This is a genomic window from Herbaspirillum sp. RV1423, assembly GCF_000577615.1.
Lineage (GTDB): Bacteria > Pseudomonadota > Gammaproteobacteria > Burkholderiales > Burkholderiaceae_D > Herbaspirillum.
Genome location: NZ_CBXX010000022.1, coordinates 1 through 17075, shown reverse-complemented (window position 1 = coordinate 17075; position 17075 = coordinate 1). Strand labels below are relative to the sequence as shown.

Below are 17075 nucleotides of genomic sequence, written 5' to 3'. Positions count from 1 at the left end.
GTGGAAGCGAGGACGGCAAAAAACCGGCAGGCGCTTTATGATGTCGCTTTGCGTCACATCAACCGCCTTTCGGAGACCACATGAAGATCGCCATCCTCGACGACTACCAAGACAGCGTCCGCCTGCTCGATTGCTTCAAGATGCTGGACGGACACGACGTAAAAGTGTTCACCAATAGCGTGCGCGGCGCGGGACAACTGGTTGCGCGGCTGACGCCTTTTGAGGCGGTGGTGCTGATCCGCGAGCGCACTTCGTTCAACAAGGCCGTCCTGGAAAAGCTGCCGTCGCTCAAACTGATTTCGCAAACCGGCAAAGTCAGCGGCCATATCGATGTCGCCGCCGCCACCGCGCAGCGCATCGCCATCGCCGAAGGCGTCGGCGATCCCACCGCCCCGGCCGAACTGACCTGGGCGCTGATCATGGCCGCCACGCGCCGCATCCCGCAATACACGGCGGCGCTCAAGGCCGGCGCCTGGCAGCAAGTCTCGCCTGATCCGCAATGGAATAGCATCGGCACCGCGCTCAAGGGACGCACGCTGGGTATCTGGGGCTACGGAAAAATCGGCCGCATGGTTGCCGGTTACGGCAAGGCGTTCGGCATGAAGGTCCTGGTGTGGGGACGCGAAGCCAGTCTGGCGCAAGCGCAGCAGGACGGTTACCTGGCTGCGGCCGGCAAGGAAGAATTCTTTTCAACGGCCGACATCATATCGGTGCACCTGCGCCTGAACGACGCCACCCGCGGCATCGTCACGGCAGCAGACCTGGCGCGCATGAAGCCGTCCGCCGCCTTCATCAACACCAGCCGCGCCGAACTGGTCGCAACCGGCGCGCTGGAAACCGCCCTGCAACAAGGCCGCCCCGGCTTCGCCGGACTCGACGTATTCGAGACCGAACCGCTGCCGCAAGATGCGCCGCTGCTGCGCATGGACAACGTGGTCGCCACGCCGCATCTCGGCTATGTGGAGAAAGATGGCTACGAGTTGTATTTCCGCGCGGCGTTCCAGAACATCGTCGACTTCGCCAACGGCGCACCGAAAAACGTGCTCAATCCTGAGGCGTTGGCTTGACCCGGATCGGCGTCGGCGGCGCATACCGCAGATGCTGAGCGTGCGACACCTTCCATAAATGCGTCCAGCCAGGCGGCCATGACAGCGGCGATCCGGCATACGGCTCCACTCCCCGGCGCACCGCAATGACGGGCAGATGCTCCGGCATCGGCCCGGCGTGGTCCCATCCCATGCTGTACGCATAATTCGGCAATAAAGCCTCGCAGACCGACGCAAACCACTCGGTGTGATCTTCGTCGCGGCCCAGAGCCTGCGCCAGCCCGTGCGGATCGGCTTGCGCGAGCGCCTTGGCCAGTTCCTGCGTGGTCGCGCCGGGCACGTCGCCCCAACCGAAAATCGGATTGAAATTGTAATCGGCGCCCGAGCCGTACCACCCTTCGCGCCACGGACGCTCTATCCACTGCCGCGAGCCGGCGAACAAATGCCAACGCCAGTGCAATCCAGAAGGCTTGGGCCAGCTATATAGATACAGCCGCTGATAACCGGCCGCATGCAGCTCGCGCACCATCGCCATCAGCCGCGCATGCGGCATGCGGTCCGGCGGCTGGCGGCGGAACAGAATGGGCGTGCCGTCGGCATGCTGCACTTCATCGGAAGACAGGTTCAGGTCGAGCGTACGCACCTCGCTGCCGAAGCGCGCGGAAATCCATCCCGTCAGCAAATTGACGGAGACGATGACGCCATAGCCACGATGGCGATGGAAGATGACGGTGCCGGGTGCGATCGGTTTCATGGTTCGATTTTATCCAACTATGGAAAATCTGACTGACTGCGCTGTGACCGAGCAATGACGACGGTGTGACCGATTGAGAAAAACAATTCGCGACGCAGTTGCCGCGCATGCGGAAAACGCCTCTTCGATTGCCGTGTGGAAATTAACAAGACCCGCTCTGCATCCGGCTTTGCGGACGATCTTGTAGACAACATGAATATCGTTTTGCCAATAGAATGCGTGGCACGCAATTTGCGTAACAACAATTGAGTGCCAACATCAATCATTAAACATAAGCGGGCGCGGATAGGTTCTTACGGACTTCTTCAATAAAAAAGGGACACCACATGAGCGAACACGTAGCAATTCAAACTGAGACCTTCTTGCCGTACATGCGCGACGTAACAAAATGCGAACAGTCGCTGCAGGAACTGAACCTGATGTGGCGTGTGATCGAAGCGTCCGCAAAAATGAATTGCCCCAGCGAAGCCAAGACCATCCTGCCGACCATGGCGGCAACGCGCACCGGCTTCAGCCGCCTGGAGCGCGAACTGGTGGTCAGCCTGGTCCAGGAAAAAGTCCGCAACGTGCTCACCGAAATCGGCACCAAGGCGCAATACGTGATCGACATTGTGGTGCGCAACCTGTTCGAGCGCACCGCCGACGTGGGCTTTCTCGCCACCGACCGCGAATTGTGCAATTTCGTCGCCGGCATCACCGACGATACGGACGCCATCCGCTACCGCCTGCGCGAGTACCGCAACAAATATACCGTCTACGACGAGATCATGCTGCTCGACACCGAGGGCAACGTGCTGGTGCAGATCGATCCGGCCACGCCGCTCGAACACAGCGCCGATCCGCTGATCGCCGAGACGATCAATTCCGACGGCTATGTCGAGACTTTCCGCTTCAGCGACCTGCGTCCGGGCAAGGAGCGCGCGCTGATCTACTCGCGCCGCATGCAGCATCCCCAAACTGGTGCGGTAGTCGGCATCCTGTGCCTGTGCTTCCATTTTGAAGAAGAAATGGCCGGCATCTTTTCGTCGCACCGCGACGCCGAAGCACGCTCCAACATGCTGCTGCTCGACGCCGACAACCGTGTGATCGCCAGCGCCGACAAACTGTGGATTCCGGTCGGCACCGAAGTGCCGGTCAACCGCGACGGCAACGCCGCGCTGATGCTGTTCTGCGGCCGTGAATACCTGGTGCGCACGGTGTCCTCCGACGGCTACCAGGGCTATCCCGGCCCGGCCGGCTGGCAAGGACAGGTGATGATCCCGGTGGAAGTCTCCTTCAGCGGCGTCATCAGCGACGCGCTCAGCAAGCTGTCGCCGGACATCGCCGAAGGCCTGCTATCGCATGCCCATTCATTCTGCCCGCCGCTGTATGACATCATGACCGCCGCCAAAACCATCCAGCGCATCGTCTGGAACGGCCAGGTCATGACCGCCGGCCAGCGCGGCGAAATGCTCAAACTCAAAACCATCCTCGACCAGATCAGCGAAACCGGCAACCGCAGCAACGAGCTGTTCGCGCAATCGATCCACGATCTCTATCAGACCGTGCTGGTGTCGGGCATGCGCGACGCGGAATTCACCACCAGCCTGCTGGTCGACCTGCTCGACCGCAACCTGTATGAACGCTCCGACGATTGCCGCTGGTGGGCGCTGACGCCGGAATTGCGCACTGCGCTGGCGCAACCGCAACAGGACGAAGAGACGGTCGGGAAGATGACCAATATCCTGTCCTACATCAACGGACTCTATACGGTCTACACGCGCATCTTCGTCTACGATCGCGACGGCCGCATCGTCGCCAGCACCGGCGACGGCATTGACGCCATCGTCGGCAGCCGCATCGACGAGGACAGCCTGAAGCAGGTGCTGTCGCTGCGCACGCAACAGCAATACCATGTGAGCCCGTTCGCACCGACCTCGCTGTATGACGGCAAGGGAACCTATATTTATCATGCGGCGATCCGCGACCTGGAGAACGAAGCCGTAGTCGTCGGCGGCATCGGCATCGTGTTCGATTCGACGCCGGAGTTTTCCAACATGCTCGGCAGCGGCATCAGCGGCAAGAAGAATATGAAGGCCTATTACATCGACCGTAACGCACGCATCATTTCGACCACCGACGATGCACGCACGGTCGGCGACACGCTGGAGATCGATCCGGCGCTGCTGGCCATCGCCAACGGCGGCCGCGCTTCGCAGGTGACGGTGCATGACGGCGAGTACGCCATCGTGGCCTGCTCGGTATCGAGCGGCTATCGCGAATTCAAGGTCAGCGACGGTTATCAGGAAGACATCATCGCCGTGGTGTTCGAATCTTTCGGCGCGGTGCAAGGCGCCGGTTCGCAAACCGACAGCCGCCAGTATTTGCTGGAAACCGATCCAACCATCACCGACGGCAGCGAATACGCGACCTTCTTCAGCGACAGCAACCTGTTCGCGATTTCCGCCGCGCATGTGGTGGAAGCGGTGCCTTACAGCGCGGTGCTGCCGACCTCGATGGGAGCGCGCGCGGATCAGATCGGCGTACTCGGCCTGCAACGCGACGACAACCGCAAGGAATTCATCTGGGTCTTCGACCTCGGCCAGATGATGCGCGGCACGCGCTCCGCCGTCAGCGGCAGCAGCCAGGTCATGATCGTGCGCGAAGGCGAACACACCATCGGCCTGCTGGTCGATGAATTGCATGCCGTGCCGCAATTCACCCCGTCCCAGATCATGCATACGCCGTTCGCCATGCAAGGCGCGTCGATGCTCGTGACCCAAGTGATCAAGGCCAACAACGGCCAGTTGCTGATCCAGGCGATCGACGTTGCGCGCCTGTTTGCGCTGCTGATCGACGGTCAGATCCCGGTGCCGCAGGAAATGGCCGAAGCAGTGGCAGCCCAAGCCGCCGCAGCGTCTCGGGCGGACGGCGTCGGCACGGTCGAACTGCTCGCGGCCTGAGCCTGCGAAGCGCTGCCGATGACGGGATGTGGAGTATGATGGCGAAGACTTTTTCCTGATTTGCCACGATCATGACTTTACGCATCATCGCCACCGGCGGCACCTTCGACAAGCATTACGATGAAATCGCCGGCCAGCTCGGCTTCGCCAACAGCCATCTGCCGGAGGTGATCGCGCGTGCGCGCCTGACGGTGCCCGCCACGCTCGAAGAATTGCCGCTGCTCGATTCGCTCGACATGCAGGACATCGACCGCCGCCGCGTGCTTGCCTCGTGCGACCGCGCCGAAGAAGACGCCATCGTGATCATCCACGGCACCGATACGATGCAGGACACCGCGCGCGTATTGGGTGCCGCGCAACTGGCCAAGACGCTGGTCCTGACCGGCGCCATGATTCCCTACGCCGTTCGGGGTTCCGACGCGCAATTCAACTTCGGCTTCGCCTGCGGCGTGGCGCAGGTATTGCCGCATGGCGTCTATGTCGCGATGAACGGCCGCGTGTTCGACTGGGACAAGGTCGCCAAGAATCGCAGCGCCGGCGTGTTCGAACCGATCGATCCGCAAGACTGAATATCGTCCCCGCCCTGCCATAAACAAGCGAGGCCGAATCCTCCAATGCCGTTCAATTAAATTTAAAAGCTTGTCGGTCCATCACAACTGTCGTCCTGACGAAAGTCGGGATCCAGCGTCGCATCGGACGTTTTCACGACACTGGGCCCCAGCTTTCGCCGGGACCACGGCAAGGAAAATGGGCTTGACTGAACGGCGTTAGGCCGAAGCCTCGCTTTTTCTCGTCACAGCTTGTAGCGAAAATCGCGGTCAGAACCGGTGTTGCATGCCCAGCGTCACGCCGACCTGATTGTTGCCGTAACCGACATCATCGCGCGACAGGCCGACCAACTGATTGTTCTTGGCCTTGGCATAGGCGCCGCTGGCGTACAGATCGGTACGCTTGGACAACGCATATTTAAGACGCAGCGAATACATGATCGGATCGGCATCGGTCGCCAGGTTCTTCTGGTTCTGATAGTAGATCGTGCCGATCAGCGTCAACGCCGGCGTCAGCTTGTAGCTGCCGCCGCCCCAATAGAAGTCGCTGCGCAGGTCGGCCGCACCGGAAGTCAGCGTCTTCTTGTAGTAACGATAACCGAGGTTGAATTTCAACGCCTCGGTCGCCTGATAGCCGCCGGCCAGATGCACTGTCGACGTCTTGTCGTAAGCACCGCCGGCCAGCGCCGCCGTGCCGTTGACCCGATCGTAGGTCGCCGCCAGCGAGAACGGACCGTTGCCGTAGCCCAGGCCGACGCCGTATTTCGACGAGTCGTTGACGCTGCCGGCCACTTCGCCGAAGCCATACATCGCACCCAGCTTGAAGCCGCCGAAGTTGCTTTGATACTTGACCATGTTGGACACGCCGGTCGGCATGCCGTCCTTGCGGCCGCCGGTGGCGCCGGCGGAAGTCACCCACGAGTATTGCCCCGAGTAACCCATCGGATCGAACGGCAGGATGAAATCATAGGTGGTGCTGAACGAACGCCCCGCCACCACGCGGCCGAAAGCGCCTTCCAGGCCGACGTTGGACTGGCGGTTGAACAACTGGTTGGCATCGCCGTCAAAGGCGCCGGTGTCGAGCTTGAAACCGTTTTCCAACTGGAAGATCGCCTTCAGGCCGCCGCCCAAGTCTTCGCTGCCGCGAAAGCCGATGCGCGACGTGTTCATGGCGCCGGAGCTCAGGCGCGTGACGCTGCCGCCGTTGGCGCCGGCATGGTTGAGATACTCCACCCCGGTATCGATCAGGCCGTAGACGGTCACGGTGCTTTGCGCCGCTGCCGCGCCGCTCAGGACCGACAAGATGGCTGTTGCGATTAGTTTCTTTTGCACTCTGCGTTCTCCTTGGTAAAAATCGTTTTTATGGTTGTGTTTCACTTTCCGTCTATCAGAACCTGTTCACGATCTGTAGCGAGAGGCCATCAGCCGGAGGCGGACGGAGCACAGGAACCGGAATGTGCTTGAGTACATGAGGATTCCGAGCACCTCCCGCTGCCGGATCACGGCCTCGCAGTAAGATCACGGGCAGGTTCTCAGAAGGCCCACAACGCCTGTTCCGGCAGGCTAAGCCAGTACTCTCCCTGATCCAGCTTGTGCGGCGCGTAGGCGCGCAAGCCGACCGTGGTGCTGTCCGCGCTCTTGGCTTTGAACAGACACTCCCACCGATCTCCCAGGTACATGCAAGTGGAGAGCGGCAGGCGAATGGCGTTGTCGGTTTGGTGGTCCGAGATGCGGACCTGTTCGAGGCGGATGATGCCCGTGACTTCATGGCCGGCGTTGGCGCCGCGCGCGCTGGCGACGACGGTGCCGCCGTCCACCTGCAAGGTGACGCGCCGGCCGTCGCGCTGCAGCACCTTGCCCTTGAGACGGTTGTTGCTGCCCATGAATTCGGCGGTGAACAGCGTGTCCGGCGTCTGGTACATGCTTTGCGGCGTGCCTTGCTGTTCGATCTTGCCGTTGTTGAGCAGCAGGATGCGATCCGAAATCGCCATCGCCTCGCCTTGGTCGTGTGTCACCATCAGCGCCGACAGGCCGAGCCGTACAATCAGTTCGCGCAGGAAGGCGCGCGCCTCTTCGCGCAACTTGGCGTCGAGGTTGGACAGCGGTTCGTCGAGCAGGATGACCTGCGGGTTGTAGACCAGCGCACGCGCAATCGCCACGCGCTGCTGCTGGCCGCCGGACAACTGGTGCGGAAAACGCTCGCCGAGATGGCCCAGGCCGAGTTGCGAGAGCACGGTTTTCACGCGTTCGGCGATCTCGCTGCCGCCCATCTTGCGCAGCTTGAGACCGTAGGCGACGTTGTCGAATACGGTCTTGTGCGGCCATAGCGCATAGGACTGGAACACCAGCCCGAGATTGCGTTCTTCGGCCGGCATCTCAAAGTTGCGCGCGCCGTCGAACACGCGACGATCCGCGATGTCGATGGTGCCCGCCTTGGGCGATTCGAGCCCGGCCACCGCGCGCAGCAGGGTAGTCTTGCCGCTGCCGGAAGGCCCGAGCAAGGCGACCACCTCGCCGCGCTGCAATTGCATGGAGACGCCCTTGAGAATCGGATTGGCGGCGGCGCCGCTGCCGTAGTCGAGGTGCAGATCGTTGACGCTGAGTTCTGACATGATGATTCCTTTAGAAACGTGCCGCAGCGACTCGGCCGCGGCAGCAATGCATAAGACAAATTAATCGTGGAGCTTGATGCCAAAGCGCAAGGCGATGCCGAGACCGATGGCGACCAGCGTGATGTTGATGAACGACAGCGCCGCCACCAGTTCCACCGCGCCCGCGGCCCACATCGAGACGATCATCGAACCGATCACTTCGGTGCCCGGCGACAGCAGGTAGACGCCGGTCGAATATTCGCGCTCGAAAATCAGGAACACCATCAGCCACGCGCCCAGCAGGCCGTACCTGACCAGCGGCAGCGTGACGTCGCGCGTGACCTGGCCGCGCCGGGCGCCGACGGCGCGCGCCGCCTCTTCGAGTTCCGGGCCGACTTGCAGCAGCGCCGTGGTGATCAAGCGCAGGCCGTACGCCATCCACACCACCGAGTACGCCAGCCAGACCGAGAAAATGGTCGAGCGCAGCGAGCGCAATTGCGGAATGAAACTGTCGACCAGCCAGCGCGCCGCATCGTTGTCGAAACCCTTGAGGAAGTTGTCCAACAACGACGGCACAAACAGGAACACCCACAGGAAGGAAAGGCCGGCCAGCAAACCTGGCACTGCGCGCGGCACCAGCACGCTGTAGTCGAGGAAGCGGGTAATGCCGTCGTTCTTGCGATGCATCGCCAGCGCGATGGCGCTGTAGCAGACCACCGCGAGGGCGCCGCCGATGACGCCGATCAGCACGGTGTTGACGATGCCGCGCACCAGCGAAGGCTGGCTCCAGACGTCGCGGAAATTTTGCAGCGTCAGCACTTCCAGCAGCGTGACGCCATCGCCCCAGTGCGAAACGAAGGTGCGCAGCGCAATGCCCGACAGCGGCACGATGACCGTGAACAGCAGCCATGCAGCAATCAGCGCGAACGCGATCCAGCGCCATTTGCCGAGCGGCAGCGCCTTCTGGCGCGCGCCCTTGCCCTTGATCGAGACATACTTGTTGGCCGATTTCAGCAGCCAGCGCTGCAGCATCACCAGCGGCATGGTCACCGCGACCAGGCACACCGCCACCGCCGCCATCAAGTGATACGAAGGCGTGCCGAGCTTGTTGGTGAGCTTGTAGAGATAAGTCGCCAGCACCAGATGGCCTTCCGGATCGCCGAGCACCAGCACCAAACCGAACACTTCGAAACCGAGAAAGAACACCAGCACGCCCGAATACGCCAGCGCCGGCATGATCATCGGCAGCGAGACGTTGAGCGCCACTTGCAGCGGCGACGCGCCCGACACGCGCGCGGCTTCTTCGACGTCGGAGCCGAGGCTCTTGAGCGCGGCGGAAGCATAGAGATAGACGTGCGGCACGTGCGTCAGCCCGGCGATGACGACGATGGCCGGAAAGGAATACACATTCCACGGATCACCTTCAAAACCGACCCAGGACAACAAATTCCTCGCCCATACCGTGTAGAAGCCGACCGGTCCCATCGACACCACATAGCCGAACGCAATCACCATCGGCGACACGAAGATCGGCACCAGCAGCATCGGCGCGATCCAGCCGCGTCCCGGCAGATCGGTGCGCACCATCAGGAAGGCCAGCATGCCGCCCAGCGGCACCGCGATGAGCGCCAGTCCCGAGGCCAAATAAAAGCCATTGACGAAGGCCTGGCGAAAATCCGAATCGTCAAAAATGAAACGGTACGAATCCAGCGTCAGCGTCTTGACCGGCGCGAAGAACGGCGCCGACAGAAAGCTCTGGTAAAAAATCAGCAGCAACGGCACGAAGATGGCCAGCGCCGTCAGTGCAACGACCACGCCGCGTGGCCAGTTCAGGCGTACCGACAAACGCTTGCCGGCGCTCTCGGTGCGTGGATGAGTTGAAAGTGTTTGCATAATCCTGCCGTCCAAAAAGAGACTGTCGCCGCCTACCGTCGCCAGCCTCTCCGAAAATCCGGACAAGCCTGCGGCCTGGGCAGGCGCAAACGCGACTTCCCGATGGTGAGCGGTGATGGTCTTGAAAAACGCGATCCGACCGGTCAGCCGGATCGTTTATTGCGGTTTATTGCGGTTTATTGCGGTTTATTGCGGTTTATTGCGGTTTGTTACGAATTGCCGATGCAACTTACTTCTTGCCTGCCGCATCCTTCCATTGCTTCAGGAAGGCCAGGCGCTTGGTCTGGTCCAGGTACTCGAGCAGATCGGTATTGACCGGCATCGGCTTCAGCGCCGCGCCCAGTTGCTTGTTCAGTTCAGCCGAGGTGGTGGCGCCGGTGACGTCGCCGCGGATCGCAAACAGTTGCGCGTCGTTGGCGATGATGGTCTGGCCGCGTTTGGACAGGATGTAGTCCAGCCACAGCTTGGCGGCGTTGACGTTCTTGGCCGACTTGTTGACGAAGATCACGCGCGACAGCACCAGGTTGTAATCCTTGGTGAAGGCGATGCCGATCGACGGATCCTTCTTGGCGCGCGTCAGCGCGTAGGGTCCGAGAATGTTGTAGCCGATCAGGTTTTCGCCGGAAGAAATGCGTTCGAGCATGGTGCCGGTGGACGACTGCACGCGCACCGCCACGCCGCCCAGCGCCTTGGCGAAATCCCAGAATTGCGGATTGAGTTTGAGATCGTGCGTAATCAGGCTGAAGCCGACGCCGGATTTTTCGATGTCGTAGGTGGTGACCTTGTTCTTGTACTTGTCGAGTTTGGTGGTCAGCAACTTGGTAAAGTCGGCGTGGGTGGCGGGCACTTCGGCTTCCGGCACCAGGCGCTTGTTGTAGACGATGGCGGCGGGCTCGAAGGTGGTGCCGTAAGCGGTGTCCTTCCAGTTGGCCCAGGCGGGAACCGCCGCGCCTTCAGGCGATTTGTAGGCCAGGCCATAACCTTCCGAGGCCAGCTTCATCTGCAAGTCCATCGACGACGACCACATCACGTCGGCGGTGGCGCCGCCGGCTGCGACTTCGGAGATGAAACGGTTATAGACCTCGGTCGAGTTCATGTCGTTGTATTCGACCTTGACCGCCGGATACAGGGCGCTGAAATCCCTGATCAGCGATTCGGCCGCCTTGGAATCAGTGGTGCTGTAGACCACGACCTTGCCTTCCTTCTTGGCCGCCTCGATGATTTTGGCGTAGTCGGCCGGATAGTTGGGCGCCTGCGCCAGCGCGGCCGCGGACAAGCCCGCCAGCGGCAGAGCCAAGGCCAGTACGGTGATGATGCGGCGTTTTACGAACATGCGAGATCTCCTGGTTATGAGCAGGCAGGCGCGGTCATCTGACCAGCCCCAGTTCCTGCGATTGTTTGCGATATTGTTCGACTACCTTGCGGACGTAATCGGTCAGTTGCGCGCCGGTCATGGCGAACGGATACAGTCCGCTGGCCGCGCGCTGGCGCTTGAATTCCTCGCTCGCCATGGCCTGGTCGAAGACCGCGACCCAGCGTCGGTAGTCGGCCTCGGACACGTGCGCGCTCATGTAAAAGCCGCGGATGATGGGCCACACCACGTCGAAACCCTGTTCGCGCGCGGTGGCGACATCGGCCAGCACGCCCGGCAGGCGTTGCTCGGACAGCACCGCAAGCACGCGGAACTTGCCGTCCTTGAGGTAGGACGCCGCCTCCGACGCGTCGCCGGAGACCACCTGCACGTGATCGGCCTGCAACGCCGTGAACGAATCGCCGCCGCCTTCGAGCGCAACGAAACGGAAGTTCTTGGGATCGACGTCGGCGCGCCGCGCGATCATCGCCACCTTGAGCCAGTCCTGGCTGCCGATGGTGCCGCTGACGCCGATGGTGATCTTGCCCGGATCCTTGCGCATGGCGTCGATCAACTCGCGCAGGTTCTTGTACGGCGCATCGCTGCGCACGGCGATCATGCCGTAGTCGGCGCCGACGCCGGCCAGCCAACGCACATCAGACACCGACGCCTTGCCGTATTTTCCTTGCGCCAGGTTGAGCAGCGAACCGCCGGAAAACGTCACCAGCGTGTCCGGCCCGCCGCGCCGCTGCGACACCACCGAACTCCAGGCCACGGCGCCGATGCCGCCCGGCAAGTAACTGATCTTGACCGCTGCGGCGACGCCATCCTTCGTCGGCAACACCTTGCGCATCATCCGGCAGGCGCCATCCATGCCGCCGCCGGGCTTGGCCGGGACGATGCACTCCGTCGCCTGCGCAGACAAGGCGCACAAGGCGAACAGAGTGGCGAACACGCAAGCCGACGATAGATGACGCAGGAGGACCGGTTTCATGACGGCCGTCAGACGCTGCGCAAGATATTGGATAGGCGGTACGGCGAATACGCGAAAATACGCAACGAGATCATGCTGTGTCTCCAATGTAGGATTTTTATTATTCTTGATTTGATGTTGTGGGCGCATGCTACCCGGCCAAACTTTCATTCGGCTTTCAGTGCCGCGAAAGAGTCCGGCGACATGCTGCGCCGCCGCTATTGCAAAGGTCCGGCTTCTGTTAGCATCCGCAACTGTCGCTGCTTGCACGCTGATTTTCGGTGTCGGTCCGTTCATGGTTCTTTCCTTGTATTAGGGCCTGATAGCAATTAATTCGCGTCTTTCGTTTTCGTCTCTTGTTCATGGCACAGGCATCATGCGCATTCTATTGGTTGAAGATCACGTCGAACTTTCCCGCTGGCTGTCCAAGGCCCTGCAGGATGCGCACCTCACCGTCGAATGCGCCAACAACGGCGGCGACGCCGACAGCCTGCTGCTGACGCAGGAGTATGCGCTGGTCATCCTCGACCTGACGCTGCCGAAGATGGATGGACTGGAAGTATTGAAACGCCTGCGCGCCCGCGGCAGCCGCACGCCGGTGCTGATCCTGACCGCGCGCGGCGGCCTCAACGATCGCGTCAACGGGCTCAACCTCGGCGCCGACGATTATCTTGCCAAGCCGTTCGAACTGGTCGAGCTGGAAGCCCGCGTGAAAGCCTTGCTGCGGCGCACCCAGGGCAACGAGGCGGTGACCGTCAATTGCGGCGCGCTCAGTTTCGACACGGTCTCGCGCATGTTCAGCTATGGCGGCGCCATGCTGGCGCTGACGCCGCGCGAACACGCCGTGCTCGAGGCGCTGATCGTGCGCGCCGGCCGCACCGTGCCGAAGGAAAAATTGTTCCAGGAAGTTTTTTCGCTGGACGACAACGCCAACATCGACGCCATCGAAATCTACATCCATCGCCTGCGCAAGAAACTCGACGCCGTCGAGCGGGACCGCGTCTCCATCACCACCCTGCGCGGCCTGGGCTATCTCTTGCAAGCAGCGGGATGATAGCGAATTTCGCCGCCGCCAGGCTCGGCAGCCTGCGCGGCCAGTTGATGCGCTGGCTGCTGGTGCCGCTGCTGATCCTGGTTGCGGTGGATGCGGTCTCGGTGTATTACAACGCACTGGAAGTGGCCGACATCGCCTACGACCGCTCGTTGCTGGCATCGACGCGCGCGCTGGCCGAGCGCGTCTCGGTGGTCAACGGCCAGGTGGTGGCCGACGTGCCGTATGTGGCGCTCGACAGTTTCGAAACCGACACGCTGGGCCGCATCTATTACAAGGTCACCGGCGTCAGGGGCGAATTCGTGTCCGGCTATGACGACCTGCCGCCGCTGCCGGCCGACGTCAAACGTTCGGAAGCCTACCCGGCGCTGGTGCGCTTCTATCAGGCCGACTACCACGAGCAGCCGGTGCGCATCGCAGCATTGTATCAACCGGTCTACGACGACACGATGCGCGGCATCGCCTTGATCCAAGTCGGCGAAACCATGGACGCGCGCCGCGGCATGACGCGCAAGATACTGTTCGACACGATGTGGCGGCAAGGCGTGCTGGTCACGGTGGCGGCGCTGCTGGTCTGGTTTGCGGTGCGCTTCGTGCTGCGCCCGCTGATGCAGTTGCGCAGCGACGTCGAGTCGCGCGCGCCGACCGACCTGTCCGGCTTCGATCCCGATCGCGTGCACAAGGAAATGCGGCCGCTGGTGCTGGCCATGAACGGTTACATGGAACGCCTGCAGACCCTGATCACAGGACAGCGCCGCTTCATTGCCGACGCCTCGCATCAACTGCGCACGCCGCTGACGGTATTGAAGACGCAGGCCGAACTGGCGCTGCGCGAATTCGACCGCGCCCCCCGCGATCCCCGCGCGCTGCATGAGTTGCACGGGCTACGCGAGCTGGTCGAGAGCATTGCCGGCACCACAGATTCCACCGTGCACCTGGCCAATCGTCTGCTCACGCTGGCGCGCGCCGAACACGGCGCAGCCGAAGGCGGCGTGGTGCCGGTTTCGCTCACCGACGCGGCGCGCCAGGCGGCGCTGGAGCTAGCGCAAAACGCCGTCGCCAAACGCATCGACCTGGCCTTTGACGCCGTCGGCGACATCCTGATCGACGGCAGTCCCCTGCTGCTGCATGAGCTGGTCGTCAACCTGCTCGACAACGCCATCCGCTATACGCCTGCGGCCGGAAAAATCACTGTGCGCGTGTTCAGGGAGAACATCGGCGAACACGCCTGCGCCGTGCTGGAAGTGGAAGATAGCGGCGCCGGCATCCTGGCCGCGGATCGCGAGCGCGTATTCGCACCGTTCTATCGCGCGCCGTCGGCGCAACTCGCCAATCCGCATGGCGCCGGACTCGGCATGACCATCGTGCGCGACATCGCGTCGGCGCACGGCGGCGAAATCATTCTCGCCGATGGCGCCGACCATCAGGGACTGCTGGTCAAGGTGCGCTTCCCCGCATCCGGCAAATAAGCCTCACTGCTGCGCGTGTTGCACCGCCCAAGTGCGGCAAAAATCGAGCAGCGACGCCAAGCGCACCGACAACACGCGATGCTTGTTGCGCACCATATAGAAATGCCGGCGCAAAACCGGCAACGGCGTCGCCAGTTCGATCAACCGCCCCGATTCCAGCAGGTCCTGCACCACGGCGCGCGACAGGCAACTGATGCCCATCCCTTCCGCGGTGGCGCGCTTGATTGCCTCCGAATTGCCGAACTCGCAGGCCGACGGCAAGTGATGCAGATAAGGCAGCAAGGCATGCTCGACCGCTTCGCGCGTGCCCGAACCGGTTTCGCGCAACAACCAGTCGGCTTCGCTCAGCTTCTTGAACGTCAGCTTCTTGCCCTGCGCCGCCAACGGATGCCGCGGCGAGGCGACCACGATCAGTTCATCGGTCATCCACGGTTCGACCTCGACATCGCTGGCGTGGCACGGCCCTTCGATCAATGCCGCGTCGACGTCGAAATTGCTGACCGCGGCGACGATGTCGGCGGTATTGGCCACCAGCGCGCGCACGCGCAACTGCGGATGATCGCGGCGATAGGCGGCGACCATCTGCGGCAGCATGTAGCTGCCGATAGTGGTGCTGGCGCCGATGTGCAACTCGGCGCCAGCCTGGTCGGGCGTGAGAAATTGCTGCTCGATGATGCGGGCGGCGTCGAGCATGTGCTGCGCCTGCGGCAACAGCAAGCGGCCGTTGTCGTTGAGGACCAGACGCTTGCCGACGCGGTCGAACAGTTGCACGTCGAGTGCGTTTTCCAGTTCGTTCAGTGCGGCGCTTGCCGCCGATTGCGACAAGGCCACCATGTCGGCCGCCGCAGTGGTGCTGCCGGACTGCGCCACCGCCAGGAAAATCTGCAATTGCCTCAAGGTGAGTTTCATTCGACATCCCAATCTACCTGTTATTTAGGTAGATATTAACAAAATAACGCGTTTTTCTTTTATATAACAGAGAAGTAAAGTGCCTTCATTCCAATTATCGATGAATGACAGGCACATCATGAACAGCTCGCCGATTCCGGCAACAGCCATCTCTTCGCCGCCGCTGTTGCGTTTCCTTCCAGGCCTGGCCCTGAGCGCGGCGCTGGCGTTCGTCTCAATCGAAGCCAGCAAGAACGCATGGCTGCTGGCGCACGGCTTCAGCGCGCTGACCATTGCCATCGTGCTCGGCATGCTGGTGGGCAATACGGTGTTCCCGCGCATCGCCGCCCGTTGCGGCAGCGGCGTGACGTTTTCCAAACAGAACCTGCTGCGCCTGGGCATCGTGCTGTACGGCCTGCGCCTGACTTTCCAGGACATTGCCCAGGTCGGCGTCGGCGGCGTGCTGATCGATGCCTGCATGCTGGCGTCGACATTTACGATTGCCTACGTCCTCGGCGTGAAAGTGTTCAAGTTGGAACGCAACGCCGTCATGCTGATCGGCGCCGGCAGCTCGATCTGCGGCGCGGCGGCGGTGATGGCGACCGAGCCGGTGCTGCGCGCGCGCAGCGAACAGGTGACGGTGGCGGTGTCGACCGTGGTGGTGTTCGGCTCGGTGGCGATCTTCTTGTATCCACTGCTGCACGGGCTGAGCTGGTGGCATGGCCGCGCCGACTTCGGCATCTACATCGGCTCGACCGTGCATGAAGTGGCGCAAGTAGTGGCGGCCGCACGTTCCATCGACGAACATACCGCCAACACGGCTGTGATCGCGAAGATGGTGCGCGTGATGATGCTGGCGCCGTTCCTGCTGATCCTGTCGGCTTACGTGCAACGCCGCACATCGGCGACATCATCGGCTTCATCAGCAACCAAGACTTCGCGCACTGCCGGCATTCCGTGGTTTGCCTTTGCCTTTATCGGCGTGGTCGCGCTGCATTCTCTGTTTCCGCTGCCGGTCGTCGCCAACGATGCGCTGCTGGACCTCGATACCATCCTGCTGGCGATGGCCATGGCGGCGCTGGGCCTGACCACGCACCTGTCGTCGGTGCGCCGCGCCGGCATCCGTCCATTGCTGCTGGGAGGTTTGCTGTTCGTCTGGCTGATCGTGGGCGGTGCTGCGATCAATGCAGCGGTGAGCAGTCTCTTTTAAGGTTCTTGAAATCACCAGGGAACAAATCTGAAACAGGAGAGAGGTGAGGCCAGTCTGATTGCATACAACGTTTTGTCGGCAAACGGCCCTTCACAAATTTCGTTCGACATTTAATCGTATTGCAACCAGCACACCATCGACATATTTTCATTTTTTAAAATATTTACAAAATAGAATTCTTTTTCCGATCCAGCCCATACATTTTTAAAAAGAAATTCTCTAGCATGGCGAGCACTCCCTCTCGTAAAGGACACTCGCCATGCCCGATCTATTCAATCCCTCCCGCCTTGCAGCGCATCTCAAGACCCTCACCGGCCAGCAGCAATACCATGTGATCGTTCCCGGCACCGCCTCTGCGG

13 protein-coding genes and 1 other RNA gene are annotated in these 17075 nt (G+C 61.7%); 6 read left to right on the top strand and 8 right to left on the bottom strand.

Annotation, left to right across the window (positions count from 1 at the left end):
- Window positions 1-80: 80 nt before the first annotated feature.
- Entirely contained in the window at window positions 81-1067 is a 987-nt protein-coding gene (locus RV1423_RS18300) for a D-2-hydroxyacid dehydrogenase family protein (RefSeq protein ID WP_034299717.1), read from the top strand.
- Here RV1423_RS18300 and RV1423_RS18295 read toward each other — a convergent pair.
- Window positions 1045-1800, bottom strand: coding sequence for a hypothetical protein (locus RV1423_RS18295; protein WP_034299715.1), 756 nt, complete (start codon window positions 1798-1800; stop codon window positions 1045-1047). The genes RV1423_RS18300 and RV1423_RS18295 overlap by 23 nt on opposite strands.
- A 326-nt stretch (window positions 1801-2126) precedes the next feature.
- Between RV1423_RS18295 and RV1423_RS18290 the strand changes: the two genes are divergently transcribed.
- Both RV1423_RS18290 and RV1423_RS18285 read left to right on the top strand, forming a co-directional pair.
- On the top strand, window positions 2127-4742 hold the full coding sequence (locus RV1423_RS18290) for a chemotaxis protein CheW (RefSeq protein WP_034299713.1): 2616 nt from the start codon (window positions 2127-2129) through the stop codon (window positions 4740-4742).
- 71 nt (window positions 4743-4813) lie between these two features.
- Window positions 4814-5311, top strand: coding sequence for an asparaginase domain-containing protein (locus RV1423_RS18285; RefSeq protein WP_034299711.1), 498 nt, complete (start codon window positions 4814-4816; stop codon window positions 5309-5311).
- Between the two features lie 249 nt (window positions 5312-5560).
- Here RV1423_RS18285 and RV1423_RS18280 read toward each other — a convergent pair whose 3' ends face one another.
- From RV1423_RS18280 to RV1423_RS18260, 6 genes are all read right to left on the bottom strand, one after another.
- On the bottom strand, window positions 5561-6622 hold the full coding sequence (locus RV1423_RS18280; RefSeq protein WP_034299709.1) for a porin: 1062 nt from the start codon (window positions 6620-6622) through the stop codon (window positions 5561-5563).
- 63 nt (window positions 6623-6685) lie between these two features.
- A non-coding RNA gene (locus tag RV1423_RS29140) (sX9 sRNA) lies at window positions 6686-6760 on the bottom strand.
- Between the two features lie 62 nt (window positions 6761-6822).
- Window positions 6823-7902, bottom strand: a complete 1080-nt coding sequence (locus tag RV1423_RS18275; protein ID WP_034299707.1) for an ABC transporter ATP-binding protein — start codon at window positions 7900-7902, stop codon at window positions 6823-6825.
- Between the two features lie 60 nt (window positions 7903-7962).
- Window positions 7963-9774 carry an iron ABC transporter permease gene (locus RV1423_RS18270; protein WP_034299705.1) on the bottom strand — a complete coding sequence of 604 codons (1812 nt, stop codon included), beginning with the start codon at window positions 9772-9774 and terminating at the stop codon, window positions 7963-7965.
- Window positions 9775-10003: 229 nt separating this feature from the next.
- Window positions 10004-11107, bottom strand: a complete 1104-nt coding sequence (locus tag RV1423_RS18265; protein WP_034299703.1) for an ABC transporter substrate-binding protein — start codon at window positions 11105-11107, stop codon at window positions 10004-10006.
- Between the two features lie 34 nt (window positions 11108-11141).
- Window positions 11142-12119 (bottom strand): tripartite tricarboxylate transporter substrate binding protein, encoded by a 978-nt coding sequence (locus tag RV1423_RS18260; RefSeq protein WP_081768889.1) that lies wholly within the window; start codon window positions 12117-12119, stop codon window positions 11142-11144.
- Between the two features lie 355 nt (window positions 12120-12474).
- Between RV1423_RS18260 and RV1423_RS18255 the strand changes: the two genes are divergently transcribed.
- Window positions 12475-13152, top strand: coding sequence for a response regulator (locus RV1423_RS18255; protein ID WP_034299701.1), 678 nt, complete (start codon window positions 12475-12477; stop codon window positions 13150-13152).
- Complete coding sequence (locus RV1423_RS18250) at window positions 13149-14618, top strand: sensor histidine kinase (RefSeq protein ID WP_034299699.1); 1470 nt, start codon at window positions 13149-13151, stop codon at window positions 14616-14618. The genes RV1423_RS18255 and RV1423_RS18250 overlap by 4 nt, the downstream gene beginning before the upstream one ends.
- Window positions 14619-14621: 3 nt before the next feature.
- On the opposite strand, the gene RV1423_RS18245 is transcribed toward RV1423_RS18250, so the two are convergent.
- Window positions 14622-15527, bottom strand: coding sequence for a LysR family transcriptional regulator (locus RV1423_RS18245; RefSeq protein WP_034299697.1), 906 nt, complete (start codon window positions 15525-15527; stop codon window positions 14622-14624).
- 118 nt (window positions 15528-15645) lie between these two features.
- On the opposite strand from RV1423_RS18245, the gene RV1423_RS18240 reads away from it, so the two are divergent.
- On the top strand, window positions 15646-16716 hold the full coding sequence (locus RV1423_RS18240; RefSeq protein WP_034299806.1) for a YeiH family protein: 1071 nt from the start codon (window positions 15646-15648) through the stop codon (window positions 16714-16716).
- Window positions 16717-17075: the final 359 nt, after the last annotated feature.